This window comes from Entomomonas asaccharolytica (genome assembly GCF_016653615.1).
Classification (GTDB): domain Bacteria; phylum Pseudomonadota; class Gammaproteobacteria; order Pseudomonadales; family Pseudomonadaceae; genus Entomomonas; species Entomomonas asaccharolytica.
The window spans coordinates 1,211,866-1,237,597 of record NZ_CP067393.1; the positions used below are offsets into that span (position 1 = coordinate 1,211,866).

Below are 25,732 nucleotides of genomic sequence, written 5' to 3' on the forward strand. Positions count from 1 at the left end.
TGTAATTTAGGGTAAGTTATATTTAATTATTAAATTAAAACAAAAAATAATATTACAAGATATAGTACATTTTGTTATAGAGAGTATTTAAGTAGATTATAAATCCTTGATCTTTCAATTAATTACCTATGTATTCACAGCCACTAGTACAAGTCTCTTTAATACATACTTTGGAGAGTTCAGGTAATAATGGTTTTAGCTGTTGCCAAATCCAAATGGCTAAATTTTCACTGGTAGGATTTTCCAGACCTTTAATATCATTTAGATAATTATGGTCTAGTTGCTCGTAAATAGGTTTAAAAATAGCCTTTATTTCAGCAAAGTCTTTTATCCAACCCATTTTAGGATCAACCTCACCTTGAACGTAAAGGATGACTTTAAAAGAGTGTCCATGTAAGCGACCACATTTATGCCCTGCTGGAACATGAGGTAAAAGGTGGGCGGCTTCAAATGTAAATTCTTTAAATAATTCCAAGGTAGTAAACTCGTCAAGCTAATAAAAACAATATTGTAACAAGTAGCACTTATTAACTCTATGCTTTATATTTATATATTGAGAACCAGTAGGTAAAGACTACGCTGAATCTTTAGCAATTGATTTATTAGTTGATTTATTTGAGAGAATACCAACGTTTAAAGAAAGGTAATGTAAAAATAATAGTTTTTGTGGGCTATGGTGTTTGTAGATGAATGATTATAAGCTATATGAAAATATAAAATTTTGTATTTAAAGGTGTTTCTATGATAATACACTCAATTATAACAAAAATAATAGATTTAGCATTTAAAATGCTATAAATGCTAAGTTAAACAATTATAGTAATTAAATAATTGTAATTATTTAACAAAATATACAAAGCTATGATAAATAGCTAAACTGTTATCATTTAGAATAGTTTAAATACTATTTCACTGTAAGATAATTAATATATTTGATGATAAATCCATGATTAGTAGAGTCGCTATAAAGCCTCTTTTTATAGGATTAATTTTGTTATTAATCCTTGTTTTTGCTCTATCTTTAAGTATTGGTGCGATACCTATTTCTTTTAAAGAACTCTGGAATATATTATTCACTTCACAAGCAGAAGCTTCTCAAAACAGTTTAGTTATCTGGCAAATTCGTATGCCGCGTACTTTACTGGGGGTAATGGCTGGTGCTGTATTAGCTATTTGTGGGGTGGCAATGCAAGGGTTGTTTCGAAATCCTTTAGCAGACCCTGGTTTAATAGGTGTATCGAGTGGTGCTGCATTAGGGGCGGGTATTGCAATTGTTTTTGGCGCCTCTTTAACGATTCCTTTAGTTATAGAACCTTACTTATTGTCTATTTTTGCCTTCTTAGGTGGCATAGTGGTTACTTGGTTAGTATATAGGTTGGGATTGCGTAATGGTCGTACAGATGTGGCTACAATGCTTTTAGCAGGGGTTGCCATTACTGCCTTATCAGGTGCAGGGATTGGGCTATTAGCTTATATTGCTGATGATAGTATGCTACGTAAATTAACCTTCTGGAATATGGGTAGTTTAAATGGGGCTATATATCCTAATTTATGGCCATTATTAATAGTGACAATAGCTATATGTATTTTTTTACCTTTTCGAGCTAATGGCTTAAATGCGCTGTTACTGGGTGAATCTGAAGCGCGTCATTTAGGTGTGAATGTAGAGCGAATAAAAGTCGAACTAATCGTTTGTACTGCGCTGGGTGTTGGCACAGCAGTTGCGGCGACAGGTATGATAGGTTTTATTGGGTTAGTAGTACCCCATCTTATACGATTAGTTGCAGGGCCAAATCATCGAATATTATTGCCTGCTTCGGCAATAGCAGGTGCTTGTTTATTGTTATTAGCAGATATTGTGGCTAGAGTAGTTCTAGCTCCAGCAGAATTACAGATAGGTATTGTAACTGCGCTGTTGGGTGCACCATTCTTTTTATATCTACTTATGCGTAGGAGGTTTTAGTGATCAAGGCTGAAAACTTAACCCTCCAACGTGCAGATAAAACAATTATTAATAACATTGATTTAACGTTGCAAAGTGGTGAATTATTAGGTGTGTTAGGTACTAATGGTGCAGGTAAAAGTACTTTGCTAGCAGGTTTATGTGGTGAACTGGGCAGTGTAACAGGACGAGTAATTTTAGATGATAGACCATTAGACGCTTGGCCAGCTACTGAGAGAGCATGCCATTTAGCTGTATTGCCACAAACCGCTCGTTTAAATTTTGCATTTTTAGTCAGTGAAGTAGTGGGCTTTGGTCGTTTGCCTCATAACACGGGGTTTACAAAAGACCAAGCTATTATTCAGGAAGTGCTTGATTTAACCAATATCAGCTATTTAGCAAAACGTAATTATTTAGAGTTATCAGGTGGTGAACGACAACGTGTTCATCTAGCTAGAGTATTAGCACAATTGTGGCCTATTAATAATCAGTCAGTGTTGTTGCTGGATGAACCTACCTCAATGTTAGATCCGTTGCATCAACATACTTTGCTAAAGGTAGTTAAGTATTGTGCACAGCAGGGGGCTGCGGTGATGGTAATAGTACATGATTTAAATTTAGCAGCTTGTTATTGTGATCAATTAATCTTTTTACAAGCAGGTAAAATTTTTACTCAAGGCATACCTCAACAAGTATTAACTGTAGAGAATATTAAAACGATCTTTGGTTTAGATGTGTTAATCCAGCCCCATCCTATACAAGGATATCCATTAGTTATTGCATGTTAATTTGATATAGCTCTAAACAAAGTGATTCTTCTTTGAGGTGTTAGGTTAATTTATATACTATAGATAATAGTTAGTATATTGATTATCTGAGTTGTTACTATTTAATGAAAGCTTCAAAAGTCCAGATTGAAAATGAAGATGATAGTTTTTTTAGTTTAAGTATTTGGTTTAGTAAAGATAGCTTTCTTAAGTATATTGTAGTTTGCAGGGATGTATTAGATGATCCTGATACCATTGTGTATACAGAGTGTTTAGATAAACTTTATTATTTACAAGCAACAACCGATGATTTCTGTTATCAAATTATTGATAATGTTTTGCATCTTCGATTAAGTTCTGCCACGCCTCTTTGTTTTTTTACTGATAATAGTAAATTGCAAAAAATAGAGTTAAGTATTAATGATCTCGCTAAAGTTCAAGCAATATTAGCAGATATATTTCCACCTAAAATAGAATATAGGAGGGTACATTAGTATTAGATAATTGCCGTAACAGTTTTTAAAATATATAATGTTATTTATTGAATTATAAGGGATTATAGTATGAAAAAAATTTTATTTATTGTTATTGTTTGTGGTATCGGTACTTTAGTTCAAGCCCAATCATTTAAGTGTAAGCAAAGTAATGGTCGTTATCTGTATTCAGACAAGCCTTGTGTAACTTCTTCTGTACAAGCAAAAAAAACTGTTATGACACCCAATGGAGCGGTAGTTCCTTTAGCAAATGATATAACACCTATTCCATTACCTAGTGTGGTAGTTACTGAGTTTTTTACTAACATTGGGAATGCTTGTAAAACGGAAAATGAAGATGCTTTATTAGAGCAATTTTCAGAAGAAATGCAACAGGATATTAAGGAAAGGATAGGTAATAAAACAGTTTTTGAAATGGTTTCTTCTGTTTGTAATAAAATGAATGTTATTAAAGAAGAATTAAATAAATCCTCAGAACAAACATTATTCGCTAGTAAAAGACCAAGCCAAGCAACAGTATTATGTTTTTATAAAGAAACTAAAGGATTAGATAGCTGCATTGGTAATATTCAGATCACAGCTGAGCATAATAAATTAAAATTAAATGGTTACTGAAATCAGTATATTGATATTAGAAAGTTGCTAATAGCTCATTAGTTGTTTTAAGCTAATGAGCTATTTTTCATGATATTGATGAGCAATGCAACCAGTAAAACAAAGCGTTAATATTTTTATAGCATTCTGGCGTGTCATTAGATTATTTTTACACTTTAGTGTAGGAGCTATCAGGGTATTTTTTTTTATAAGATTCTATGATGAGGCTAAAACTGCGCAAGTGCTTCGTGCATGGTCTTCTAAATTAATGAAGATACTGGGTATTAGGTTGGTCGTTGAAGGTAGCCTCCCCCAAAAATTGCATAATACATTAATTGTAGCTAATCATATTTCATGGTTAGATATTTTAGTTATTTTTACGGTTCTAAAACCCCGTTTTGTGGCAAAAAAAGAAATTAGCCATTGGCCCATAATTGGTAGATTAACTAAATTAGGTGATACAGTTTTTATTGAACGAGAGAATAAACGACATATTATGCAAGTTAATCAGCAGTTAGCAAAAGAGTTAACTAATGGGAATTGTATAGCTGTTTTTCCAGAAAGTACTACCTCTGATGGTTTAGCAGTAAATAAATTTAAACCTTCATTATTTGAGCCTGTTTATCGTTCAAAAGGGTGGGTAATACCAATTGCAATACAATATTTAGATACACAGCAAAAGATTACAACACGCCCTGCATTTATTGGTGATATGTCTTTATTAGCGAGCGTTTGGAAAGTATTAACCTGTTATCAATTAACTATAAAAGTTATTTTTAATGACGTGTTAGATAGTCATCAATATACCAGTCGAAGTCACTTAGCTAACATAGCACAACAACAAATTGGTAAGCATTGGGTAATGCAGAATGAACCTACAAACTAGATGGCTAAATAGCTGTCAGCAGTTGGGAGTATCGCCTGATCAAACTATTTTTATAAAGTTAGTTAATTATTACTCACAACCAGATCGTCATTATCACACTTTACAGTATTTGCAAGAGTGCTTTTGTTATTTTGATTTAGTGAAAGATCAGGCTGAAATGTCTCCTATAATTGAAATGGCATTATGGTTTCATGACGCGATTTATAATGTTAGAGGACATAATAATGAGCAACTAAGTGCTCAATGGGCAGCAGAATGTTTACAATCATTGAAAGTTGCACAAAGTATTATAGATGAAGTACAACAGTTAATTCTGGTAACAGACCATCAAACAATACCAAAAACAATAGACGAAAAAATTATTGTAGATATAGATTTAGCTATTTTAGGGGCTACACCACAACGTTATGCAGAATATGAACAACAAATTAGAAAAGAATACAGTTGGGTGCCTTATTTTCTTTATAAGAAAAAACGTAAGGATGTGCTTAAATCTTTTATAAAACGACCCACTATTTACCAAACAGCAAAGTTATTTAATTTATTAGAGCAACAGGCTAGAGATAATCTTAATAGAATAATCTAAGACTATCTATATTATTATCATACTATTAAAGGGATAGGTTTTAACAATAACTGATAATATAATGCCAAGTCATTTTCAATAAATAAAATAATTTTAGAAGGTTAATAATGGGATTATTGGGCATATTATTAGGGCTAGGATTACTGGTTTTTTTAGCATTTAGGGGCTGGACTGTACTTATTTTAGCGCCTCTTTCAGCTTTAATCGTAGCACTGTTTAGTGGCGAGCCCTTATTAGCGCATTGGACCCAAACTTTTATGGGTAATACAGCACGATTTTTTTCTCAGTTTTTTCCCTTATTTTTATTAGGTGCTGTGTTTGGTAAATTAATGGAAGATACAGGTTCAATTTCAACAATTGCTCAATTTATGATGAAGCACTTAGGAGAGAAAAGAGCTATTTTGGCAGTAGTATTAGCAGGTGCAATGGTGACTTATGGTGGAGTCAGTTTATTTGTAGCTTTCTTTGTATTAGCCCCTATGGCAAATGAGTTATTTCGCTCAGCTAATATTCCCCATCGTTTAATACCTGGTGCTATTATTTTAGGTACTTCAACTTTTACTATGTCTGCCTTACCGGGTACGCCTTCTATTCAAAATGCTATTCCAACTGCTTTTTTTGGAACTACTCCTTTTGCTGCGCCAGGTTTAGGTATTATTGCCAGTGCAGTGATGTTAGCAGTAGGTTTATGGTGGTTATATCGTGTGCAACGTATAGCAGTGTTAAATGGAGAAGGTTTTGGTAAAGGCAGTAAAATGGCCACAGCCTCTGCTCTAGCTAATGATGATAAGTTACGTGAGCAGGTAGTACATTCTACCGAATTTGATCCAACAGGTGTTAATAAAGGAAAACGTGTTAAATATTTTCCTCCTATTGTATTTGCAATGTTGCCATTGATTGTTGTGGTGAGCGTTAATTTACTGATGTCAGAAGTTATTTTACCCAATATGGATACCAGTTTTTTAGCAGAAGCAAAATGGGGAAGTACTAGCTTTGCAGCGGTAGGCGGTATTTGGTCAGTGATTACTGCATTAACTTGTGCCATTGTAGTGGTTATTCTTGTTAACTTTAAAAAATTACCTGATTTTCGTAAATCATTGGGGGCTGGTGCTAATTCTTCTGTACTACCTGCTGTTAGTGTTGCTTGTTTAGTCGGTTTTGGGGCTGTGGTAGCAGCCATGCCAGCCTTTACTGTGGTTAAGGATTGGGTGTTAGGTATTGAAGGTGGGCCTTTAGTTTCTTTAGCTGTATCTACCAACTTGCTAGCAGGTTTAACAGGCTCTGCCTCTGGTGGACTATCCATAGCCCTAGATTCTTTAGCAAGCACCTATATGACCTTAGCAGAGCAATTAAATATTGATCCTGCATTAATGCATAGAATTGCGGTCATTGGTTCTGGCACATTAGATACCTTACCTCATAATGGGGCTGTTGTATCCTTGTTAGCCATTTGTGGTTGTACTCATAAAGAAAGTTATAAAGATATTATTATGGCAGGTATTCTAAGTGCTTTAATCGCATTAGTTGTAGTAATTGTGTTAGGTTCAATCTTCGGTAGTTTTTAATAAGATGGCTATTACTTTTTGACTTTATATAGCGTTGATTTGTTATGTCATAATTGTTCTACAGTCTGTGGTTAGTTATGTTATAAAAAACTAAAAAGCATTAATTATAATGCACTCTAGCTTAGAAGATTTTCTATAAAGTTAAACTTTCTGATATAATTATTATTTTGATAGAACCCTTGGAAGTTTCCTCATGCAGCCTATGCTAACCATTGCATTACGTGCCGCCCGTAGTGCAGGCGAATATATTTTTAGAGCAACAGAACGTTTAGATAGTCTTAGTCCACAGCAAAAAGAAACTAATGATTATGTTTCTGAAATCGACAGAAGTGCTGAAGAAATTATTATTACTGCTTTACAAAAAGCTTATCCAAATCACGGTATCCTAGCAGAAGAGCGTGGGTTAATTAAAGGAACAGCGGAAGGTGCTGACTATTTATGGATTATTGATCCATTAGATGGAACAACTAATTTTTTACGTGGTGTTCCACACTATGCTGTAAGTATTGCTTGTCAATATAAAGGGCGTTTAGAACATGCTGTAGTATTAGACCCTGTTCGTCAAGAGGAATTTACTGCTTCCCGTGGTCGTGGTGCGGCGATGAATGGTAAACGAATTCGTGTTAGTGCGCGTAAAAGCTTAGACGGTGCTTTACTAGCAACAGGTTTTCCATTTAAACAAGATCAATTAGACGGTTTAGATAGTTATTTAGCGATGTTTCGCGACTTAATCGGAGCTACTGCGGGTATACGCAGGGCTGGAGCAGCTAGTTTAGATTTAGCTTATGTGGCAGCAGGTCGCTATGATGCATTCTGGGAATCTGGTTTGTCGCAATGGGATATGGCGGCTGGTGCATTATTAATTCAAGAAGCAGGCGGCTTAATTAGTGACTTTAAAGGTGGCCATGACTTTTTAGAAAACGGTCAAGTAGTCACAGGTAACCCTAAATGTTTTAAAGCTGTTTTACAAACTATTCAGCCACACCTTTCTAAAAAATAATATCTCTTTTATGGGTTTGCTTTTTTTAAAGAGCAAATCCACCTTTCTTTTTTCTATTTTTCATTAATGTAAGTAAAAGTTTGGCGTATTTGTTCTAGTTGATTTATTGCAATACAAAGTAAGAGAAATTTCTATATAACACCTCATGAGGAAGTAGCTCTGATCATGCTGTTTAATTAATGAGGATATACAATGAAAGTATTATTAATTGATGGAGCAAAAGCATTTGCAAGTACACGTGGTAAATTGAATGACACAATGTGTGAAATTGCTAAAACTACATTGATAGAATTTGGTCATGAAATACAAGAAACACGTGTTAATGATGGTTATGATGTAGACGCTGAGGTACAGAAGTTTTTATGGGCAGAAATGATAATTTATCAAATGCCTGCATGGTGGATGGGACCGCCTTGGATTGTCAAAAAATACATGGATGAAGTATTTAATGCAGGTAATGGTATTTTTTATGAAGATGAAAGTAATACGCCAGAAGAATTACTAAAACCCTATGGAAAAACAGGTTTATTACAGGGACGTTATTACATGCTATCAGTTACTTGGAATGCACCCGCTGAAACTTTTTCAGAATATGATCATTTTTTTGATGGCAGAGGGGTTGACGCAGTTTATTTAGCTTTTCATAAGGCGCATCAATTCTTAGGTCTAAAAGCATTGCCTACTTTCTTAGCAGCCAATGTTGATAAAGATCCACATATTGACCAGCAAATAGCGGCTTATAAAACACGCTTATCCAGAGTAATTTGGATGATGGCGAAAAAGAACTTTAATGATTTGTAAAATTCTGTATTGATTTATAAGATTAAATTTTATGTTTGACCTTATGGATAACTGATTTTTACTCAGAGAAAATTTATAATTGGCACCATATTTTAAAGTATTTATTTTGAGGTAATTGTGAAAATATTATTAATTAATGGTTCCCAAGTGTTTGCTCATTCAGGTGGTGAACTTAATACAACTTTACATGATGTAGCAGTTAAAATACTGTCTGATTTAGGTCATCAAGTTAAAGAAACCCATATTGAAAAAGGCTATGATGAAACAGAAGAAGTAGAAAAAATACTGTGGGCAGATACCATTGTTTATCAAATGGCAGGTTGGTGGATGAGTACACCATGGAAAGTAAAAAAATACATGGATGATGTCTATACCGCTGGTCATGGTAAGTTATATAAAAATGATGGACGTACCCGTAGCGATCCTACTAAACAATATGGTTCAGGTGGTATGTTACAAGGTCGCCAATATATGCTTTCGGTTACATGGAATGCGCCTGTAGCTGCTTTTGAAGAGTTTGGCAATTTCTTTGATGGCAGAGGGGTAGACGGTGTGTATTTCCCTTTTCATAAATCACAGCAATTTTTAGGTTTATCCGCGCTACCTACCTTTATGGCAAATGATGTCATTAAAGAGCCAAATATAGAAGCAACTACTGCAGCTTACAAGGCGCATTTAAAACAAGTTTTTGCTCAAGTATAAGCTTTAAGTAATACTTTCACTGACTGATGTGGCTTGTTGTTGCTTTGTAGTTAAGTAAGTAATTATCATACTAAGTGTAACGCTACAAGCTAACATCAGTGCTGTTGGATAAGCAGTACCATTTTGTAACCAAGCGGTCATACCAGATAAACTAGCAGCAATAGCAAATTGTATTGTGCCCATTAATGCAGAGGCACTGCCTGCTTGACGAGCATCTACTGCCATAGCACAAGCTGTAATATTTGGCAGTAACACACCTAATGATCCCATAAAGATAATAATTGGTATGGTGAATAACCAGACAGGTGCTTGTAGATAATGGGCTAAGATTAATAAAAGCGCAGCAATAAGTGATACCCAAAGTACTTTAGCAATCCAATAATCAGAGCTATGTTTAGCTAATAAAAAATGGTTAAGTTGTGCAGATAACATAATACTTAATGAGTTAAGTGCAAATATCCAAGCATATTGAGTATTGCTAAGTCCATGCAATTCAACAAATAAAAAATGAGAGCTACCAATATAAATAAACAAACCTGCTAATATAAAACCACTGACAAAGCTATAACCTAGAAATTTCCGTTCTTTAAATAAGTGCTGATATTGTTTAAAAGCAGTGCTTACTGCTGGGCGAGGTGCATTGGCAGATAATGTTTCAGGCAGCCAGAAGAGTGCAGTGATCGCAATACTAATAGCGAAAATAAAACAAAAGTAAAAACTAGTCTGCCAAGAAAAATAGACTAAGAGTAAACTTCCCAATAAAGGGGCAACCATTGGTGTAATACCATTAACTAACATTAACTGTGAAAATACTTTTGCAGCTGTATTAGGGTCACATAGATCTCTTACTACTGCCCTAGAAATAACCATGCCAGCACAACCACCTAATGCTTGTAGAAAGCGTAAAGTGATTAGCCAGTTTAGACTAGAGGCTAATGCACAACCTAATGAGGCAACAATAAATATGCATGCACCAACGATTAAAGGAGGTTTTCGACCTAGTTTATCAGTTAATGGCCCATACAATATCTGTCCAATGGCGAGACCAATAAGATAAACAGACAGGCTAAGTTGTACATTGTCGGTTAATGTGTTGAATTCATTAGCTATTAAATCAAAAGAGGGTAGATATAAGTCTATAGCTAGTGGTCCAAAAGCATTTAAACCTGCTAAGATGAGAATAATTCGTAAAGTCATTAATGCATTTTATAATAAAATGTAGAACTGTGCTGTATTAAATGATATAAATTACATACATCTTGTTTGTAAATAGATTAAAATAGTCATTCAAAATAAATTGAGGAACGATGATTAACTATGCGTCGAACTAAAGAAGAAGCTGAAAAAACAAAAATTGCGATTTTAGACGCAGCCGAAACTCTTTTTTTAAAGAAAGGAGTATCAAAAACCAGCTTAGAGGAAATTGCCCGTGCAACGGGTATGACCAGAGGAGCTGTTTATTGGCACTTTAAAAATAAAGACCATTTAATTAATGAGTTAATAAGTCAGATTTTGCAGCCAGTAGAGCAGGTTTTTGAAGAGTTTATGGCAATGGAAGGCTCTGTTATTCAAAAGTTATTCGGATTATTTAAAAATATATTTGATGCTTTATCTAATGATGAGCAAACGCGTAATATTTTTACCATTTTGTTAAGACGTTGCGAATATACTGAGGAATTAAGTGAGTCAGAGGCACGTTGTAATAATATGATTGAGAGCTTTATTAGTCATTGTGCCAGACTAATTAGTGAGCCTGAAACAGCAAAACGATTACGTCCAGATATTACACCAGATTTAGCAGCGCATATGCTACATATTATGACTATCGGCGTGTTAAATGATTGGGCGCGAGACCCTAAACAGTTTTCAGAAGGTTACAATCCTGATCTTATTATCAAATCGTTTTTTCGTGGTATTTTTGTTGATTGGGAATAATACCAACACAACTTTTACAACAGGTAAGTTACTAAACTAGTAGTATTAGCCTACTAGTTTAGTTCTAACCAAATAGGGCAATGATCAGAAGGTCTTTCCATCCCTCTAATCTCATAATCAATTCCAGCTGCTTTAAGTCTATTTTGTAAAGCAGTAGAGGCAAGAATTAAGTCTATTCGAAGACCGCGTTTAGGGGTATCTTCAAAACCACGACTGCGATAGTCAAACCAGCTAAATCTATTATCAGTATCAGGGTAAAGACTACGGAAAGTATCAATTAATCCCCAATTTTTTAAATTACCCATCCATTCACGTTCTTCTGGTAAAAAACTACATTTGCCTGTACGTAGCCAACGTTTAGCATTTTGTTCGCCTATACCAATATCACAATCTTGTGGTGAAATATTGAAATCTCCCATAATTAATAATGGGTTGCTAGGAGATTGCTGAGCATTTAATAGTTGTAATAAATCAGCATAAAATTTTTGTTTAGCAGGGAATTTTATAGGATGACTTCGGCTTTCACCTTGCGGAAAGTAACCATTCATAATAGTAATGGGTTGTCCTTGGGAATCCTCATATACACCTGCAATAAAGCGACATTGTGCACCTTCAATATCTGTTGGAAAACCAATATGTGTTTGTAAGGGGGCACGTAACGATAGTAAGGCTACCCCATAATGGCCTTTTTGACCATGATATTGTACATGGTAACCAAGGTTTTGAATGGCTTCTAAAGGAAACTGTGGATTATCTACTTTAGTTTCTTGTAAGCCAATGACATCAGGTTGATACTTATCAATAATGGCTTTTAATTGATGAGGGCGAGCACGTAACCCATTAATATTGAATGATATAATTTTCACAATAATAACTTTTTATTTAATAAGACTTAAAAATTCAGCACGTGTTGTTGCTTTTTCACGAAATGCACCAAGCATAACGGAAGTAGTCATTGTTGAATTTTGTTTTTCAACACCACGCATCATCATACACATATGTTTGGCTTCAATAACCACAGCTACACCTAATGCCCCTGTAATTTTTTCAATGGCATTGGCTATTTCATGGGTTAAGTTTTCTTGAATTTGCAGGCGTCTCGCATACATATCAACAATACGCGCAATTTTAGATAAACCTAATACTTTACCATTAGGTAGGTAAGCAACATGTGCTTTACCTATAAACGGCAACATATGATGTTCACACAGTGAGTAAAGCTCAATATCTTTAACTAATACAATTTCACTATTATCAGAGCTAAATAAAGCGCCACCTACTACTTCTTCTAACGTCTGTTGATAACCTTTACAAAGGTATTGCATGGCTTTAGCCGCACGTTTTGGAGTATCTATTAAGCCTTCACGCTGAGGGTTTTCTCCAAGTTCAGTTAGGATAGCTGTATAGTGTTGTTGCAAAGACATGTAAGTTTCCATTTAAGGTATTAAATTAAAATGTTAATAGTACCTCAAACCGTTTATTGATAAAACTCAAATTTTATATTAATTGTTCATTGTAAATATTAATTATCAATGGATTTATCCTTGTATAATAAACATATAGGATATAGTAATGATGCTAAATAACTAGGAGAAATTTTATGGCAGGATTACCAAAAAATATTGTTATTTTAACAGGGGCAGGTATTTCTGCTGAGTCAGGGATTGATACTTTCCGAGATGAAGGGGGAATATGGGACAATCATCGGATCGAAGACGTTTGTACACCTGAAGCATTTAAACGAAATCCTGAGTTAGTACAAGATTTCTATAATATGCGACGTGCCACTTTACAAACGCCAGAAATAAAGCCAAATGCAGCTCATTTAGCTATTACAGAGTTACAAAAAGAACATTCAGGAACAGTAACAGTCATTACCCAAAATATTGATAATTTACATGAACGGGCTGGCTCTACTGATGTTATTCATATGCATGGTGAATTATTAAAAGCGCGCTGTAGCAAAACTGGCCGTAGTTATGACTGGACTGAGAATATTGAAAAGGATGATATTTGTCCATGTTGCCACACTAAAAATACTTTACGTCCTCACATAGTTTGGTTTGGTGAAATGCCTTTAATGATGGATGAGATTTATAAAGCCATAGAGAACGTAGATTTATTTGTTGCTATAGGTACTTCTGGCAGTGTATATCCTGCTGCTAGCTTTGTAACAGAAGCCAATGCTAGAGATGCAGATACTTTAGAGATTAATTTACAGCCAGGACTCAATCAAAGTTTATTTAAACGCGCTATGTATGGTTTAGCTTCAAAGAAAGTGCCTGAGTGGGTAGAAAGTTTATTAGTTAATAGTGTTAGTAGACGCTATCCAGGGCTTACTAAGAAGAAATTTGACTAAAATCAGTTATTTATTTACTAATCATAGCTTTTAAATTATTGATTATAAATCAGTTAGTTATAAAATTTTTGATTTTTAATAATATTGTATCGCTAGATGAAATTAGTTATTGTTTTGTGATATGATAGTAGGTTATTAAAGGATTGAAATTAGCATTTATATAACGCTATCAATGATGGTCTTTAGTAGTTCAGTAGTTATAAGTTCATTTTATATAACCCACTGTTTATTTGCTAAATAAATAGTGGGTTGTATGATATTGATAGTATGTATTATCTGAATGGGCAGTAAGATTATTATTTGGTTGTGTATATAGTGTATTAATTACTATGGATAGTAAGAAAAAAAAATAATTGTGAGTTTATTGAGCTTAGGAATAAGTGAATAATTTATAAAGAGAAATCACTATGCAGAAAAAACCAATATATAAGTCTTTATATTTCCAAGTTATTGTTGCCATTGTTATTGGCATATTATTGGGACATTTTTCTCCCACTATTGTTGATCCTGTAACAAATACAGTGATTGAAAAGGGATGGGGTGAAGCAATGAAGCCATTAGGGGATGGTTTTATTAAGTTAATTAAAATGGTTATTGCCCCCATTATTTTCTGTACCGTTGTCAGTGGTATTGCTGGTATGGAAAGTATGAAATCAGTAGGGAAAACAGGTGGTATAGCTATTCTTTATTTTGAAATAGTTTCAACTGTTGCGCTTGTTATTGGGTTAATTATTGTGAATGTTGTACAACCTGGTGTTGGTATGAATGTAGATGCTTCAACGCTAGATATTAAAGGTGTGCAACAATATATTGGTAAAGAGCAAAGCACTATTGAGTTTATTATGCATATCATCCCTAATACGGTGGTGGGTGCTTTTGCCAGTGGTGAAATATTGCAGGTTTTATTCTTTGCCGTATTGTTTGGTTTTGCTTTACATCGTTTAGGGGACTTTGGTAAGCAACTACTTAATATGATTGATCAAATTGCTCATGCAATGTTCAATGTAGTTAATATGATCATGAAACTGGCACCTATTGGTGCATTTGGTGCTATGGCCTTCACTATTGGTCGTTATGGCATTAGTACCTTATGGCAATTAGGACAGTTAATGATTTGCTTCTATGCTACTTGCTTAATCTTTATTTTCTTTGTATTAGGGGCTATTGCGCGCTACAGTGGCTTTAGTATTACTAAGCTCATCCGTTTAATTAGAGAAGAATTATTGATTGTATTAGGTACTTCTTCTTCTGAGTCTGTACTACCTCGTATGCTAAAGAAAATGGAAATGGCAGGTTGCCATAAATCAGTGGTAGGTCTTGTTATTCCAACAGGTTATTCTTTTAATCTGGATGGTACTTCTATTTACTTAACAATGGCTGCTATTTTCGTTGCACAGGCTACCAATACTCCATTGGACTTAATGCATCAAATTACCTTATTACTTGTATTATTACTTTCCTCAAAAGGGGCTGCTGCTGTAACGGGTGGTGGTTTTATTGTGTTAGCTGCAACCTTATCAGCAGTTGGACATATACCAGTGGCAGGTATTGCACTTATTCTAGGTATTGATCGCTTTATGTCAGAAGCACGTGCTTTAACCAACTTAGTGGGTAACGCATTGGCAACTGTGGTAGTAGCTAAGTACTGTGGTCAGTTAGATGTAGAAAAACTAAATTATGCATTAGCTAACCCAGCGGAAATTGATCAGCAAATGGTAACCGCTGTAAGATAATTAGATAGTTTTCAAGTTAAAAATGGATAATACTTAGGCGTATTATCCATTTTTTTTGACAATTAAAATTAACAGCCTAGTGTATTAACCTAATAATTCATCATAGCCTTCTTGATAGCTAGCATAATTGGGTTTCCAACCTGTTGTTTTGGCTAGTTTATTAGATAGCCTTTTACTGCCTACACGACGCTCACTGTACTCATCAGCCAGTGCTGTGATATTGAGCTTGCTTCTTATCCAAGCCAGTGTTTCTTGAATAGGTGCAGGATTATCATCAACCCCAATGTAGCAATTATTTAATGTATTGCCCATTTGTTGATACTCTATTAATTGTTGTATAAGGTTTGCTGCATCATCAATATGAATTCGATTAGCATACAGCGGTGGCTGATTGGGATAGTGAACGCCTTGTTTAGCCTGATTGATTAGGTAAGTACGATTAGGTCCATAAATGCCTGATAAACGCACGCAGGTGTAATTCAACTTACTGTGCAACGCTAATTGCTCCATTGCTAACATGGTTTTACCCTGTGTGTTATTAGGAGTAGTTGGGCTGTTTTCATCAAGCCATTGCCCATCATTTTGTGCATAAACTGCGGTACTTGAAACTACAAAAAGTCTTTTTGGCATTTGTTGGCATAGTTGCAACCAATGTAGAGTATTTTCTAGTCCTTTATAATAAAGATCATAATATCGATCATGTTCTCCTTTGCTGGGTGCTACACAATATACTATATAGTCCAAATTATGTTGTGGCCAATTTATGGGCAAGTTTTGTTGGTATAGGTTTAGGTTAATACCTACAATTTCCTTAGGTAATTGACTAATATCTCTTCTGGCACCATAAACCTGCCAACCTTTATTAGCCATCTTTATGCCTAGCCGTGTACCTAAATCACCACAACCAATAATAAGTAAAGAGAGTTGTTTATTATTCATTATCAGTTATTCTTCGCTGTTGTAGACAAAATAGCATCCATACCAATAGCGCAACTGTGGCTGTTATAGTGCCAACAAGGGTGACACCCATCCAACCAAAATGAGCAAAAATCCAAGTAGAACTTAGTGAGCCTGTAGCACCACCTATAAAGTAGCACAACATATAGCAAGCATTTAAACGATTTCTAGCGTCAGGATTTATTTTATACACTTGGTTCATTGTAGTAACATGGATAGATTGCACAGCCAAATCTAATATTAAAATACCAATAATTAATAAAATTACTGAATAAGCGGTAAAAGCCAAGGGTAACCACGAAGCTATCAGTAGCATAAATCCTAGCGTAATGACCAAATTACTTTTTCCATGGTCAGCAAGCTTGCCTGCATAAGGAGCCATTAATGCACCTGCTGCACCAATTAAGCCAAACAGCCCAATTACTAAATCACTATAGTTATAAGTATCAGCCAAGATAAGCGCAATGGGTGTCCATAATAGACTGAATACAGCAAAATTTAATGCGCCTAACAGACCATATACCATTAATTTAGGGTATTTAATAAATTGCCCGATGGTAGAAATAAGTAAATGATGGTAAGCCATCTTAGTGGGGGCTGGATAGCGCGGAAGTGTTTTTAACAATAAAAGAATGATAATAAATAAAGTTGCAGCAGCAATAAAATAAATAGTGCGCCAACTGCCTATATAAGAACAAAATCCAGCAGCTGTTCTGGCTAATAATATGCCTAGCAATAAACCGCTCATAATTGTGCCTACTACTTTCCCTCGCTCAGCTGGAGAAGCTAAACTAGCTGCAAAAGGTACAATTACCTGTGCAACTACAGCAAAGAAACCAGTTATTGCCGTGCCTATCAATAACCATGGCATATTTTGCGCTGTAGCTGATACAAGTAGCCCTAACATTGACAGCGTGGACATGCTGACAATAAGTCCTCTTCTTTCAATGAGATCGCCTAATGGCACTAATAATAACAAGCCTGCGGCATAGGCTAATTGGGCAACAGTGATAATAACACCTGTACTACTTAACGGAATGTGCAGGTCATTACCAATAGTATTCAATAACGGCTGAGCATAATAGTTACTGGCTACGCTTACTCCAGTTGCGATTGATAATAGCAGTACAAACCAAGAGGAGAGAGGTTTGGTAGAAGTCATATAAACATTTCTATTTAAAAATTAATTGATTGTTTTGAGGAGTAAAGGTAAAGGCCATGATTAGTAAAACAATGCTTATGATACCCATAAATAGCCAAGCTAAGGCAAGTGAACTAAAGTATTGTAATATCATACCAATAATTAAGGGAAATAGGGTATCAATTAATAGTCAATGGCTAGCTCTCGTAAAACAATAGTAATAAAATTGCTTAGAAGATAAAAGTAACAAAAAAGTGGGCGTTAATTAGTTAAAATATTATTATAATCACCAAAAATAGAATGGAGATTTAAAATGCGAATAACATTAATTTTCACTATGATTTTAGCTACATTGGTGGCTTGTAGCAGTAATTCTCCTGAAAAAAGATATCGTAATGGGCCGTGGGATGGTCTATTTGGTGTACAAATGGGAATTACTAAAGAACAAGTCGAGCGTTATACACCTTTAGCAAGTCTTGGTAATGATGGACAAACATTTGCTGGCAATGCGTTACCTGAAAGTTATGGTTATCAATTTGAATCTATCGTATATACCATTAATTCCATAGAAGGATTATGTGCATTGTCTGTAGTTAGTGCGAGTGATGATGACACTGCTCAAATACGCTATAAAATAGAAGATCTTTATGGTAAACCAACCATTGAACGCCCTAATAAGTATGTAACGTGGGATAAAAAGAATATGACACCTACTGCGGTCATAGTAATTAATTATTCGCCTAACAATAATGTCATTAAGGTTTTTTACCCAAATGCTGATCGTTGCCGCTTACTTTAAATAATATATAGATAATCAGTCGCACTCGGTTTAAGATTTTATGCTGCTGTAAAAGCTAAAGAGGTAACTTTTGACTACTAAAACGTTAATTATAGGCGCTGGTATTATCGGTTTATTAACTGCCTATAAATTAGCAAAGGAAGGCATAGAAGTTATTTTATTAGAAAAAAATAGTGCTGTAGGAAGAGAAGCTTCTTGGGCTGGTGGAGGTATTATTTCACCTTTATTTCCATGGCGACAGCACGCTGCTATTACTAGTTTAGTCAATGTTTCTCAAGATAGTTATCTAGAATTTATCGCTGAGTTAAAAAGCCTTTCCAATATTGATCCAGAATATTATATAACAGGCTTGTATTGGTTAAATTTAGAAGATGAACAACAAGCTCTTGACTGGGCTCAGCAGTATCAACGACCACTTAATAAAGTAGATATTGTTGAGGTTGAACGAGCTGTAAGCGTTTTAGGGAGTGGTTTTACCTCTGCTGTCTATATGGACAATATAGCGAATATCCGTAATCCAAGGTTAGTTAAGGCATTACATTCCATCCTAGTTAATATGCCTAATGTGCAGATTAAAGAAAATTGTCTGTTTATTGATATTATCCAACAGGGAGGTCGGGTCGTTGGTGTTCATACGAGCCAGCAAGATTATTATGGTGATAATGTTGTAATCTGCACTGGTGCATGGACAGGTAGTTGGCTAGATACATTGGGGATTAACCTATCTATACAGCCAGTTAAAGGGCAAATGATTTTATTTAAATGTAAGGAAGATTTCTTACCTACTATTATATTAGCTAATGAACGTTATGCAATTCCCCGTCGGGATGGACATATTTTAGTAGGAAGTACAATTGAGTATGTTGGTTATGATAACGAGCCTACTTTAGAAGCACAGGAAAGTTTGCGACAGTCAGCCGTCGAGATGTTGCCTGAATTGGCAAAAGCACAAGTGATACAACATTGGTCTGGGATAAGGCCTGCGGCACCTGAAGGGATTCCCTATATTGGTGAAGTACCAAATTATTCAGGATTATGGTTAAACTGTGGACATTTTCTTAATGGCTTTGTTTTAGCACCTGCTTCATGTCAGCTATTAACAGAATTAATGTTAGGTAGACAGCCAGTAGTAGATGCAAACCCTTATATGCCAATTAATCGAGTTTAACGTGCTATTTACTCGGAATAAATAAACGCTTACCCGACAATCTGTGTAACGTCATATATTTTATAGGCAATAGCAGATAACATAGTAATAGCACCTAACCACATGATGGCTATGCCCCAATTATGTTGACGGAAATTAAAACCAAAACCTAACAAACAACAGGCAATAATTAGTAATATCAGCACTATTTCAAACGTTGTCATTGTTTTATCCTTATTTTTTGGGTAATGGTGTTAATAAATTAGCAGGGGGAATTTTTCCTTCTAATTTTTGACCTAATAAAGCCTCAATATTAGGTAATATAAAAATATCATCTTCTCCGATTAGACTAATAGAAATACCTTTAGTTCCTGCACGACCAGTACGGCCTATACGATGCACATAATCATCAGGAGTTTCTGGTAAATTATAGTTGATAACATGGCTGATACCATCAATATGGATACCCCGACCTGCTACATCAGTAGCAATTAATACAGCAATTTTACCTGAGCGGAATTTTTCTAACGTTTGTACACGTTTATTCTGAGCCACTTCCCCTGATAATAGAGCAGTGCTAATGCCTTGATATTTCAATTGCTTTTCGATATCTCGTACTTGGTCACGTCGATTAGCAAAAACAATAACCCGTTGCCAATTATTTTGCTGTATTAGATTATAGAGTAAAGTCAGTTTATCTGTTTCTGATACAGCATATATATGTTGCTCAATAGTATCGCTAGCAACGGTTTCTGGCGTTATTTCTACAATCGCTGGATCTGTAGTCCATTGCTTTGCTAAATCCATTACATCATCAGTAAAGGTGGCAGAGAAAAATAGAGTTTGTCTATCGCGTTTATGGGGAGTATGGCGAATAATTTGTCTAACTTGTGGGATAAAACCCATATCTAACATCCGATCAGCTTCATCAAGAACAAGTATTTCTAGCATATCTAAATGAATTTCATTACGTTGCTGAAAATCTAATAAACGACCAGGTGTCGCTACCAAAATATCACAATAATTGTTCTCTATTTGCCGCAATTGCTTGTTAAAGTCCATGCCACCCACAAAACTCATGACATTAAGAGAAGTGTATTTGGTTAATGTTTGTGCTTCTTTAGCGATTTGTATAACCAATTCTCGAGTAGGGGCAATGATTAACGCTCTAGGTTCGCCCATGTAGCGTTCAGTGGGTGGTGGCGTCTCTTCTAATTGGGCAATAATAGAAATAAGAAAAGCTGCTGTTTTTCCTGTGCCAGTTTGTGCTTGTCCAATGCAATCTAGCCCTTTTAAGGTATGGCCTAGTACACCTGCTTGAATAGGGGTGCAATAGGTAAAACCAAGATCATGTATAGCATGCATTAGAGAATTTGATAAAAATAAATCATGGAAGCGTGTTTTACCAGCTTGTGGTGCTACAATAAAATCTTCTAATTGCCAGTCGGTGATAGGTGTTTTTGCTAATTTCTTGTTTGCTGATTGCTGCTTTTTAACACGAGGCTTTTTATAAGGTGTTTTTTTGTGTTTATTATTTTGTTGCGAAGCGTTTTCAGATGGAGCTTTATTAACCACTTGTTGAGGAGTAGTAGCTTGTTTTTTAGTAAAAAAATTCTTTAAAGCTTTTAGCAAAATATTGGTTCCATTTAATAAGTAATAACTTCTTTATTTTAACGTAGATTAGCATTATCTGCACTATCCTAATGCTCTTAAAAATAAACTATTGGTTTGATTATAGTATATTTGTTGCCAATATCTTTTAATGTGCATCATTAATTAGTTGTAAACAATTGGCTTAATTACTTGGGATTATTTATAGTATGCTTTTTATAAGTATTTAAAGGCAAAAATTATGAAAGTACAGTTATTCGTTATGGCAACAATGCTTACTTGTGGAATGGCATGGGCACAAAATACACCAAGTACGCCAAAATTAACTAAAGAAAATGTTTTACAAGAATTAAAAACAGGTTGCTTACAAAGTGGCAATACTGAAAAGTCTTGTGAGTGTTCTATCAAAAGCTTTGATGATAAATTAGCAAAAGAAGAGTGGGATTTATTATTAACACCACCACAAAGCATTACTCAAGAAGATATCACTAAGTTTAAAAATGTTGAAACTAAAATGCTTCAGGTAGTAAGTGATTGTGGTGCAACTAAACAATAGTTTGTATCCAATAAACTAATTAAAGCGCAGTAAGCTGCTTTAATTAGTTGATGCAAAGTTCATTTCATGGTCTTCTATTAATACCTGTGGGATATTTAATTTGTGGCCATAAATGACTGAATAAAATAATACGTTTTGTACATATTGACGGGTTTCGTTAAAAGGTATGGTTTCAATCCATACATCAAAATCAACATTGTTGGCATTTTGTAGCCATTGTCTCACTCTACCAGGGCCTGCATTATATGCAGCCGAAGCTAAAATTCGATTGTTCTGAAAACGCTCATACATTTGTCCTAAGAAAGCTGTACCTAATTGTATATTCGTATTAGGATTTAATGCCTCTTGCGGGTTTGCTAAGGGGATATCAAATTTCTTAGCTGTTTCTTTTGCGGTAGCAGGCATCAGCTGCATTAAACCCATTGCACCTGCATGTGATTTAATGCGGTCATTAAATGCACTTTCTTGACGCATAATAGCAAAAGCCCAATTGGGGCTAATACTTCTATTATCAGCTTCTTTCACTAGAATATCTTTATAAGCAATAGGGAAACGAATAGTTAAATCATCCCAATAACTAGTAATAGCTAAAGTACGTATAGCATAAAAATAAAGATTCATATCATAGGCTAACTGTGAAAGGGCTAGCATTTCTTGTTGAGAAAGATTGCGCGTCAGGTTATGCCATTCAATCCAAGCTTCATTATCCATTCCTTTATACAAGTACTCTATCGCTCTTTGGATAGCAGGCATATTTTTAATTTTTAGCACCATATTATTATTTACGATAATAGGCTGGTGATTAAACTGATAACTCGCATTAACCCGTTGTGCAGCTAAGAAGCCATAAAAATCTCTTTCTTGAGCAAGTTGGCTATATTGCTCTATAATTTTAGGGTCTTTAGGATCAATATATTGTGCTACCCTAATTTTCCAATACTTCCAACGATTGGTTTGAGCGAGTTGCTCAGGTAAACGATCAATTAATTCTTGTGCTTGTTGCCAGCGATTTAAGCGTAATAATAATCTGACATGCCATTCACTGACATCGTTATGATCTAGGTTGGCATCATATTTAGCTAAAATCGGTAATGCTCGAGCATCGTACCGACGTGCAAAGGTTAAACCTATATCATTTGCTAAATCGACTTTTTGCTCATCAGAAAATTGTAAACGAGTTTCGTAATACTGGAGTAAAGATAATGCTTGTTCAGGATCTTGGCGTGCTAAACGTCTTAACCCTAAACCAACAATATCACCTGTAATTTTATCTCTACCTTGATAGCTTTGAGTTTTGGCGATTAAATTAGGATTTTTAGCAACATAAGTAAACTCTTTACCTTGTTCAATTAATGAGGCAGGTAATAAACCTACGATATGGTTAGCCAGCCTATATTCTTTTGCTTCTAGCGCCATTTTTAGGCGCTGCCAACGCATATCAGCAGTCATTTTGCCTTGTCTTTCCCAATCATTGAAGACTACATCGCAAGCATTGGGTTGTGAGTGAGGTTTTAACCAAAGTTTTTCTGCTAATTCATTGGCCTTAGTTATTTGATTAGTTTGATAGAGGTATTGCCCGTAAAAGCAATCCAGCTCAGAAAAACTATCAGCCTGATAATATTTTAGAAATGTATTCCAATCGCCACGCTCTGCTACTAAACGTAGCCAACGCATTTCTAACCAGCGTGTTTGCGGTAAGTCTTGGTGTTTTTTTACAAATAGTATAATTTCATCATCAGAAGCAAGTTTTACACGCTTATTAAGTTCTAAATAGGCAAGGTACGGTTCTAAGGGATAACCTTGTAATGCTTTTTTATGGCTATAGTATACAAGCGGATTATTTTTTTCTAAGGCAGTTTTAGCTTGATCAAAATAGTTACGCTGTTCTTCTAAAGTGGCTGCTTGCAAAGTAAAACTGGCTAGTAATAAGCAACTTATAGTCGACACATAGCGAATCAAAGCGTTAACCATAATAGTGTAAGACCTTTATATTTCATGAAAATACCATAGCTTACCTTGCTCATTCAGAATTTGCGAACACTTAAATAATACAAATTATTGATTGCTAGTTTTGGTTATAAGTAATGCCTGTTAAACTATCTGGCTTGATGGTTGGAGATAACTATGACATTGCTTAAATTTACTGATGTATCATTGGCTTACGGTATGACGCCTTTATTGGATAAGGTATCGTGGCAAATAGAAAAAGGCGAACGTGTTTGTATTATTGGGCGTAATGGTACAGGTAAGTCTAGTTTATTGAGCTTAGTTCGAGGAGTTAATCAGCCTGATGATGGTGAAATATGGCGTGCCCCTGGCTTAAAGATTGGAGAGTTACCGCAAGAGTTACCTAAAGCAGATAATCGCATCGTATTTGATGTGGTGGCAGAAGGTTTAACTGGAGTAGGAGAGCTATTAGCTCGCTACCATCACTTAAGCCAACATATAAATAATGATGATGATTTGCAACAGCTAATGCAAGTTCAGCAGCAGTTAGAAGCAAAAGATGGTTGGCGATTACAGCAATTAGTAGACACCACTTTGACCAGACTACAGTTGCCAGCCGATAAAAAGCTGGCAGAGCTATCTGGTGGATGGCGTCGTAGAGTTTTATTAGCACAAGCACTAGTGGCTGAGCCAGACTTATTGTTATTGGATGAACCTACCAACCATTTGGATATAGGAGCGATTAACTGGTTAGAAAACGCTTTGATGGATTTTAAAGGTGCAATTTTATTTATAACCCATGATCGTAGTTTTTTACAGCATTTAGCTACCCGTATTTTAGAGTTAGACCGTGGTTATTTGATTGATTGGAAAGGTGACTATGCTAGCTTCTTAGTGCATAAGGAGCAACAATTAGCCGCTGAAGAAACAGCAAATGCATTGTTTGATAAAAAATTAGCTCAAGAAGAAGTGTGGATTAGGCAAGGTATTAAAGCAAGACGTACCCGTAATGAGGGGCGTGTACGTGCGTTAAAAGCTTTGAGGCAAGAGCGTGCTGAACGTAGAAATGTGCAAGGTAAGGCTAGTTTTCAGTTAGATAGTTCTGAAAAATCAGGTAAGCAAGTTATTATTGCAGATAATATTAGTTTTGGTTATGAAGATAAACCACAAGTAAAAGATTTTTCGTTAATTATCCAACGAGGCGATCGTATAGGTCTATTGGGTGCAAATGGTACAGGCAAAACAACCTTATTAAAATTATTGCTAGGTGAGTTAGCGCCCAAAAGTGGACAGGTAAAGCATGGCACAAAGCTAGAAATAGCCTATTTTGATCAACTACGTAATCAATTAGATGAAGAAAAAACAGTATTAGATAATGTAGCAGAAGGGCGTGACTTTATTAATATTGCAGGTCAAGAAAGACACGTACTAAGTTATTTAGGTGATTTCTTGTTTAGTCCGCAAAGGGCAAGAACACCCGTGAAAGCTTTGTCAGGTGGTGAGCGCGCTCGATTATTATTAGCTAAACTTTTTAGTAAACCTGCTAACTTATTGGTATTAGATGAACCTACCAATGATTTAGATATAGAAACTTTAGAATTACTAGAAGAAGTACTGGATAGCTTTCAAGGAACAGTGCTGATTGTCAGCCATGATCGTGTCTTTTTAGATAATGTTGTAACCAGTACCTTAGTGTTTGAAGGAGATGGTAAGGTTATTGAATATATTGGTGGTTATGATGATTGGTTAAGACAAGGTGGCTCAGCTAAATTATTAGGTGTGCAAGATGATAAGCAACCAGTAATAGTCAATGAAACCACTACTCAACAATCTAAGCCAACAGTGGCACAAGAGCAAACTACCAAACGTAAGCTAAGTTATAAAGATCAGCGTGAATTAGAAGCATTGCCCGCTAAGATTGAAACATTAGAGTCTGAGTTAGGTGCATTACAGGAGCAAGTAAACAATCCTGATTTCTATCAACAATCAACAGAAGTAACCAGTGTGGTATTAGAAAAGTTAACTACTATGCAGCTTGAGTTAGATAAATTATTAGAGCGTTGGGCGGAGTTAGAGGGGTAATGTAGCTATTGCGCTATATTTTTATACGTTATCGAATGGCGTTGCAGTAGTTATACTGTTTTTTGTCTTTTGCTTTATTTAAGATTGCATAGCAAATGCTATAGATTGTTATAAGAAAGCCCAGTATT

Annotated in this window: 26 protein-coding genes; 17 read left to right on the plus strand and 9 right to left on the minus strand. The window is 35.2% G+C overall.

The window, feature by feature from the left end:
• Positions 1-118: 118 nt before the first annotated feature.
• On the minus strand, positions 119-475 hold the full coding sequence (queD, locus tag JHT90_RS05475) for a 6-carboxytetrahydropterin synthase QueD (protein WP_201095022.1): 357 nt from the start codon (positions 473-475) through the stop codon (positions 119-121).
• 516 nt (positions 476-991) lie between these two features.
• Here queD and JHT90_RS05480 point away from each other — a divergent pair.
• The 10 genes from JHT90_RS05480 to JHT90_RS05525 all read left to right on the plus strand — a co-directional run bounded on the left by JHT90_RS05480 (position 992) and on the right by JHT90_RS05525 (position 9,337).
• On the plus strand, positions 992-1,963 hold the full coding sequence (locus JHT90_RS05480) for a FecCD family ABC transporter permease (protein WP_379971824.1): 972 nt from the start codon (positions 992-994) through the stop codon (positions 1,961-1,963).
• Positions 1,963-2,730, plus strand: coding sequence for a heme ABC transporter ATP-binding protein (locus JHT90_RS05485; RefSeq protein WP_201095026.1), 768 nt, complete (start codon positions 1,963-1,965; stop codon positions 2,728-2,730). Before JHT90_RS05480 ends, JHT90_RS05485 begins: the two co-directional genes overlap by 1 nt.
• A 104-nt stretch (positions 2,731-2,834) precedes the next feature.
• The gene (locus tag JHT90_RS05490) at positions 2,835-3,203 is read left to right on the plus strand and encodes a hypothetical protein (RefSeq protein WP_201095028.1); all 369 of its coding nucleotides are present in this window, start codon (positions 2,835-2,837) and stop codon (positions 3,201-3,203) included.
• Positions 3,204-3,272: 69 nt separating this feature from the next.
• Positions 3,273-3,818, plus strand: coding sequence for a hypothetical protein (locus tag JHT90_RS05495; protein WP_201095030.1), 546 nt, complete (start codon positions 3,273-3,275; stop codon positions 3,816-3,818).
• Positions 3,819-3,903: 85 nt separating this feature from the next.
• On the plus strand, positions 3,904-4,683 hold the full coding sequence (locus JHT90_RS05500) for a lysophospholipid acyltransferase family protein (protein ID WP_201095032.1): 780 nt from the start codon (positions 3,904-3,906) through the stop codon (positions 4,681-4,683).
• Positions 4,667-5,269, plus strand: coding sequence for an HD domain-containing protein (locus JHT90_RS05505; protein WP_201095035.1), 603 nt, complete (start codon positions 4,667-4,669; stop codon positions 5,267-5,269). Before JHT90_RS05500 ends, JHT90_RS05505 begins: the two co-directional genes overlap by 17 nt.
• 107 nt (positions 5,270-5,376) lie before the next feature.
• Entirely contained in the window at positions 5,377-6,834 is a 1,458-nt protein-coding gene (locus tag JHT90_RS05510; RefSeq protein ID WP_201095037.1) for a GntP family permease, read from the plus strand.
• A gap of 193 nt (positions 6,835-7,027) precedes the next feature.
• The gene (locus JHT90_RS05515; protein ID WP_201095039.1) at positions 7,028-7,834 is read left to right on the plus strand and encodes an inositol monophosphatase family protein; all 807 of its coding nucleotides are present in this window, start codon (positions 7,028-7,030) and stop codon (positions 7,832-7,834) included.
• Positions 7,835-8,026: 192 nt separating this feature from the next.
• Positions 8,027-8,635 (plus strand): NAD(P)H-dependent oxidoreductase, encoded by a 609-nt coding sequence (locus tag JHT90_RS05520; protein WP_201095040.1) that lies wholly within the window; start codon positions 8,027-8,029, stop codon positions 8,633-8,635.
• Positions 8,636-8,749: 114 nt separating this feature from the next.
• A complete protein-coding gene (locus JHT90_RS05525; RefSeq protein WP_201095778.1) occupies positions 8,750-9,337 on the plus strand; it encodes an NAD(P)H-dependent oxidoreductase in 588 nt (195 codons plus the stop codon).
• Positions 9,338-9,340: 3 nt separating this feature from the next.
• Here the strand turns inward: JHT90_RS05525 and JHT90_RS05530 are convergent, their stop codons facing one another.
• Positions 9,341-10,534 carry a multidrug effflux MFS transporter gene (locus JHT90_RS05530; protein WP_201095041.1) on the minus strand — a complete coding sequence of 398 codons (1,194 nt, stop codon included), beginning with the start codon at positions 10,532-10,534 and terminating at the stop codon, positions 9,341-9,343.
• Positions 10,535-10,654: 120 nt separating this feature from the next.
• On the opposite strand from JHT90_RS05530, the gene JHT90_RS05535 reads away from it, so the two are divergent.
• A complete protein-coding gene (locus tag JHT90_RS05535; RefSeq protein WP_201095042.1) occupies positions 10,655-11,272 on the plus strand; it encodes a TetR family transcriptional regulator in 618 nt (205 codons plus the stop codon).
• 53 nt (positions 11,273-11,325) lie between these two features.
• On the opposite strand, the gene xthA is transcribed toward JHT90_RS05535, so the two are convergent.
• Positions 11,326-12,138: an exodeoxyribonuclease III gene (gene xthA, locus JHT90_RS05540; protein WP_201095043.1), complete on the minus strand. Its 813-nt coding sequence runs from the start codon at positions 12,136-12,138 to the stop codon at positions 11,326-11,328.
• Positions 12,139-12,150: 12 nt separating this feature from the next.
• Positions 12,151-12,696, minus strand: a complete 546-nt coding sequence (gene folE, locus JHT90_RS05545) for a GTP cyclohydrolase I FolE (protein ID WP_201095044.1) — start codon at positions 12,694-12,696, stop codon at positions 12,151-12,153.
• Between the two features lie 176 nt (positions 12,697-12,872).
• Here folE and cobB point away from each other — a divergent pair, with 176 nt between their 5' ends.
• Positions 12,873-13,631, plus strand: a complete 759-nt coding sequence (gene cobB, locus JHT90_RS05550) for a Sir2 family NAD+-dependent deacetylase (protein WP_201095045.1) — start codon at positions 12,873-12,875, stop codon at positions 13,629-13,631.
• A gap of 407 nt (positions 13,632-14,038) precedes the next feature.
• The gene (locus JHT90_RS05555; protein WP_201095047.1) at positions 14,039-15,364 is read left to right on the plus strand and encodes a dicarboxylate/amino acid:cation symporter; all 1,326 of its coding nucleotides are present in this window, start codon (positions 14,039-14,041) and stop codon (positions 15,362-15,364) included.
• 84 nt (positions 15,365-15,448) lie between these two features.
• Here the strand turns inward: JHT90_RS05555 and JHT90_RS05560 are convergent, their stop codons facing one another.
• Together JHT90_RS05560 and JHT90_RS05565 are read right to left on the minus strand one after the other, a co-directional pair.
• Entirely contained in the window at positions 15,449-16,303 is an 855-nt protein-coding gene (locus JHT90_RS05560) for an NAD-dependent epimerase/dehydratase family protein (RefSeq protein WP_201095049.1), read from the minus strand.
• Positions 16,296-17,483 (minus strand): MFS transporter, encoded by a 1,188-nt coding sequence (locus JHT90_RS05565; RefSeq protein WP_201095050.1) that lies wholly within the window; start codon positions 17,481-17,483, stop codon positions 16,296-16,298. The genes JHT90_RS05560 and JHT90_RS05565 overlap by 8 nt, the downstream gene beginning before the upstream one ends.
• Positions 17,484-17,775: 292 nt before the next feature.
• Here JHT90_RS05565 and JHT90_RS05570 point away from each other — a divergent pair, with 292 nt between their 5' ends.
• Positions 17,776-18,261 (plus strand): hypothetical protein, encoded by a 486-nt coding sequence (locus tag JHT90_RS05570; RefSeq protein WP_201095051.1) that lies wholly within the window; start codon positions 17,776-17,778, stop codon positions 18,259-18,261.
• A gap of 70 nt (positions 18,262-18,331) precedes the next feature.
• Positions 18,332-19,429 carry a glycine oxidase ThiO gene (thiO, locus tag JHT90_RS05575; protein ID WP_201095052.1) on the plus strand — a complete coding sequence of 366 codons (1,098 nt, stop codon included), beginning with the start codon at positions 18,332-18,334 and terminating at the stop codon, positions 19,427-19,429.
• 29 nt (positions 19,430-19,458) lie between these two features.
• On the opposite strand, the gene JHT90_RS05580 is transcribed toward thiO, so the two are convergent.
• Both JHT90_RS05580 and rhlB read right to left on the minus strand, forming a co-directional pair.
• On the minus strand, positions 19,459-19,632 hold the full coding sequence (locus JHT90_RS05580; RefSeq protein WP_201095053.1) for a hypothetical protein: 174 nt from the start codon (positions 19,630-19,632) through the stop codon (positions 19,459-19,461).
• Between the two features lie 10 nt (positions 19,633-19,642).
• Complete coding sequence (gene rhlB, locus JHT90_RS05585; protein WP_201095054.1) at positions 19,643-21,040, minus strand: ATP-dependent RNA helicase RhlB; 1,398 nt, start codon at positions 21,038-21,040, stop codon at positions 19,643-19,645.
• 220 nt (positions 21,041-21,260) lie between these two features.
• On the opposite strand from rhlB, the gene JHT90_RS05590 reads away from it, so the two are divergent.
• Positions 21,261-21,575 (plus strand): hypothetical protein, encoded by a 315-nt coding sequence (locus tag JHT90_RS05590; RefSeq protein WP_201095055.1) that lies wholly within the window; start codon positions 21,261-21,263, stop codon positions 21,573-21,575.
• A gap of 39 nt (positions 21,576-21,614) precedes the next feature.
• On the opposite strand, the gene JHT90_RS05595 is transcribed toward JHT90_RS05590, so the two are convergent.
• A complete protein-coding gene (locus JHT90_RS05595; protein ID WP_201095062.1) occupies positions 21,615-23,546 on the minus strand; it encodes a transglycosylase SLT domain-containing protein in 1,932 nt (643 codons plus the stop codon).
• 153 nt (positions 23,547-23,699) lie between these two features.
• On the opposite strand from JHT90_RS05595, the gene JHT90_RS05600 reads away from it, so the two are divergent.
• Complete coding sequence (locus tag JHT90_RS05600) at positions 23,700-25,604, plus strand: ATP-binding cassette domain-containing protein (protein WP_201095064.1); 1,905 nt, start codon at positions 23,700-23,702, stop codon at positions 25,602-25,604.
• The last annotated feature ends 128 nt before the right edge of the window (positions 25,605-25,732 follow it).

Coding starts and splice junctions, on each gene's coding strand:
- JHT90_RS05490 (WP_201095028.1), top strand. CDS start 2,835: ATGAAAGCTTCAAAAGTCCAGATTGAAAATGAAGATGATAGTTTTTTT.
- JHT90_RS05495 (WP_201095030.1), top strand. CDS start 3,273: ATGAAAAAAATTTTATTTATTGTTATTGTTTGTGGTATCGGTACTTTA.
- JHT90_RS05500 (WP_201095032.1), top strand. CDS start 3,904: ATGCAACCAGTAAAACAAAGCGTTAATATTTTTATAGCATTCTGGCGT.
- JHT90_RS05505 (WP_201095035.1), top strand. CDS start 4,667: ATGAACCTACAAACTAGATGGCTAAATAGCTGTCAGCAGTTGGGAGTA.
- JHT90_RS05510 (WP_201095037.1), top strand. CDS start 5,377: ATGGGATTATTGGGCATATTATTAGGGCTAGGATTACTGGTTTTTTTA.
- JHT90_RS05515 (WP_201095039.1), top strand. CDS start 7,028: ATGCAGCCTATGCTAACCATTGCATTACGTGCCGCCCGTAGTGCAGGC.
- JHT90_RS05520 (WP_201095040.1), top strand. CDS start 8,027: ATGAAAGTATTATTAATTGATGGAGCAAAAGCATTTGCAAGTACACGT.
- JHT90_RS05530 (WP_201095041.1), bottom strand. CDS start 10,534: ATGACTTTACGAATTATTCTCATCTTAGCAGGTTTAAATGCTTTTGGA.
- JHT90_RS05535 (WP_201095042.1), top strand. CDS start 10,655: ATGCGTCGAACTAAAGAAGAAGCTGAAAAAACAAAAATTGCGATTTTA.
- folE (WP_201095044.1), bottom strand. CDS start 12,696: ATGTCTTTGCAACAACACTATACAGCTATCCTAACTGAACTTGGAGAA.
- cobB (WP_201095045.1), top strand. CDS start 12,873: ATGGCAGGATTACCAAAAAATATTGTTATTTTAACAGGGGCAGGTATT.
- JHT90_RS05555 (WP_201095047.1), top strand. CDS start 14,039: ATGCAGAAAAAACCAATATATAAGTCTTTATATTTCCAAGTTATTGTT.
- JHT90_RS05560 (WP_201095049.1), bottom strand. CDS start 16,303: ATGAATAATAAACAACTCTCTTTACTTATTATTGGTTGTGGTGATTTA.
- JHT90_RS05565 (WP_201095050.1), bottom strand. CDS start 17,483: ATGACTTCTACCAAACCTCTCTCCTCTTGGTTTGTACTGCTATTATCA.
- JHT90_RS05570 (WP_201095051.1), top strand. CDS start 17,776: ATGCGAATAACATTAATTTTCACTATGATTTTAGCTACATTGGTGGCT.
- JHT90_RS05580 (WP_201095053.1), bottom strand. CDS start 19,632: ATGACAACGTTTGAAATAGTGCTGATATTACTAATTATTGCCTGTTGT.
- JHT90_RS05590 (WP_201095055.1), top strand. CDS start 21,261: ATGAAAGTACAGTTATTCGTTATGGCAACAATGCTTACTTGTGGAATG.
- JHT90_RS05595 (WP_201095062.1), bottom strand. CDS start 23,546: ATGGTTAACGCTTTGATTCGCTATGTGTCGACTATAAGTTGCTTATTA.
- JHT90_RS05600 (WP_201095064.1), top strand. CDS start 23,700: ATGACATTGCTTAAATTTACTGATGTATCATTGGCTTACGGTATGACG.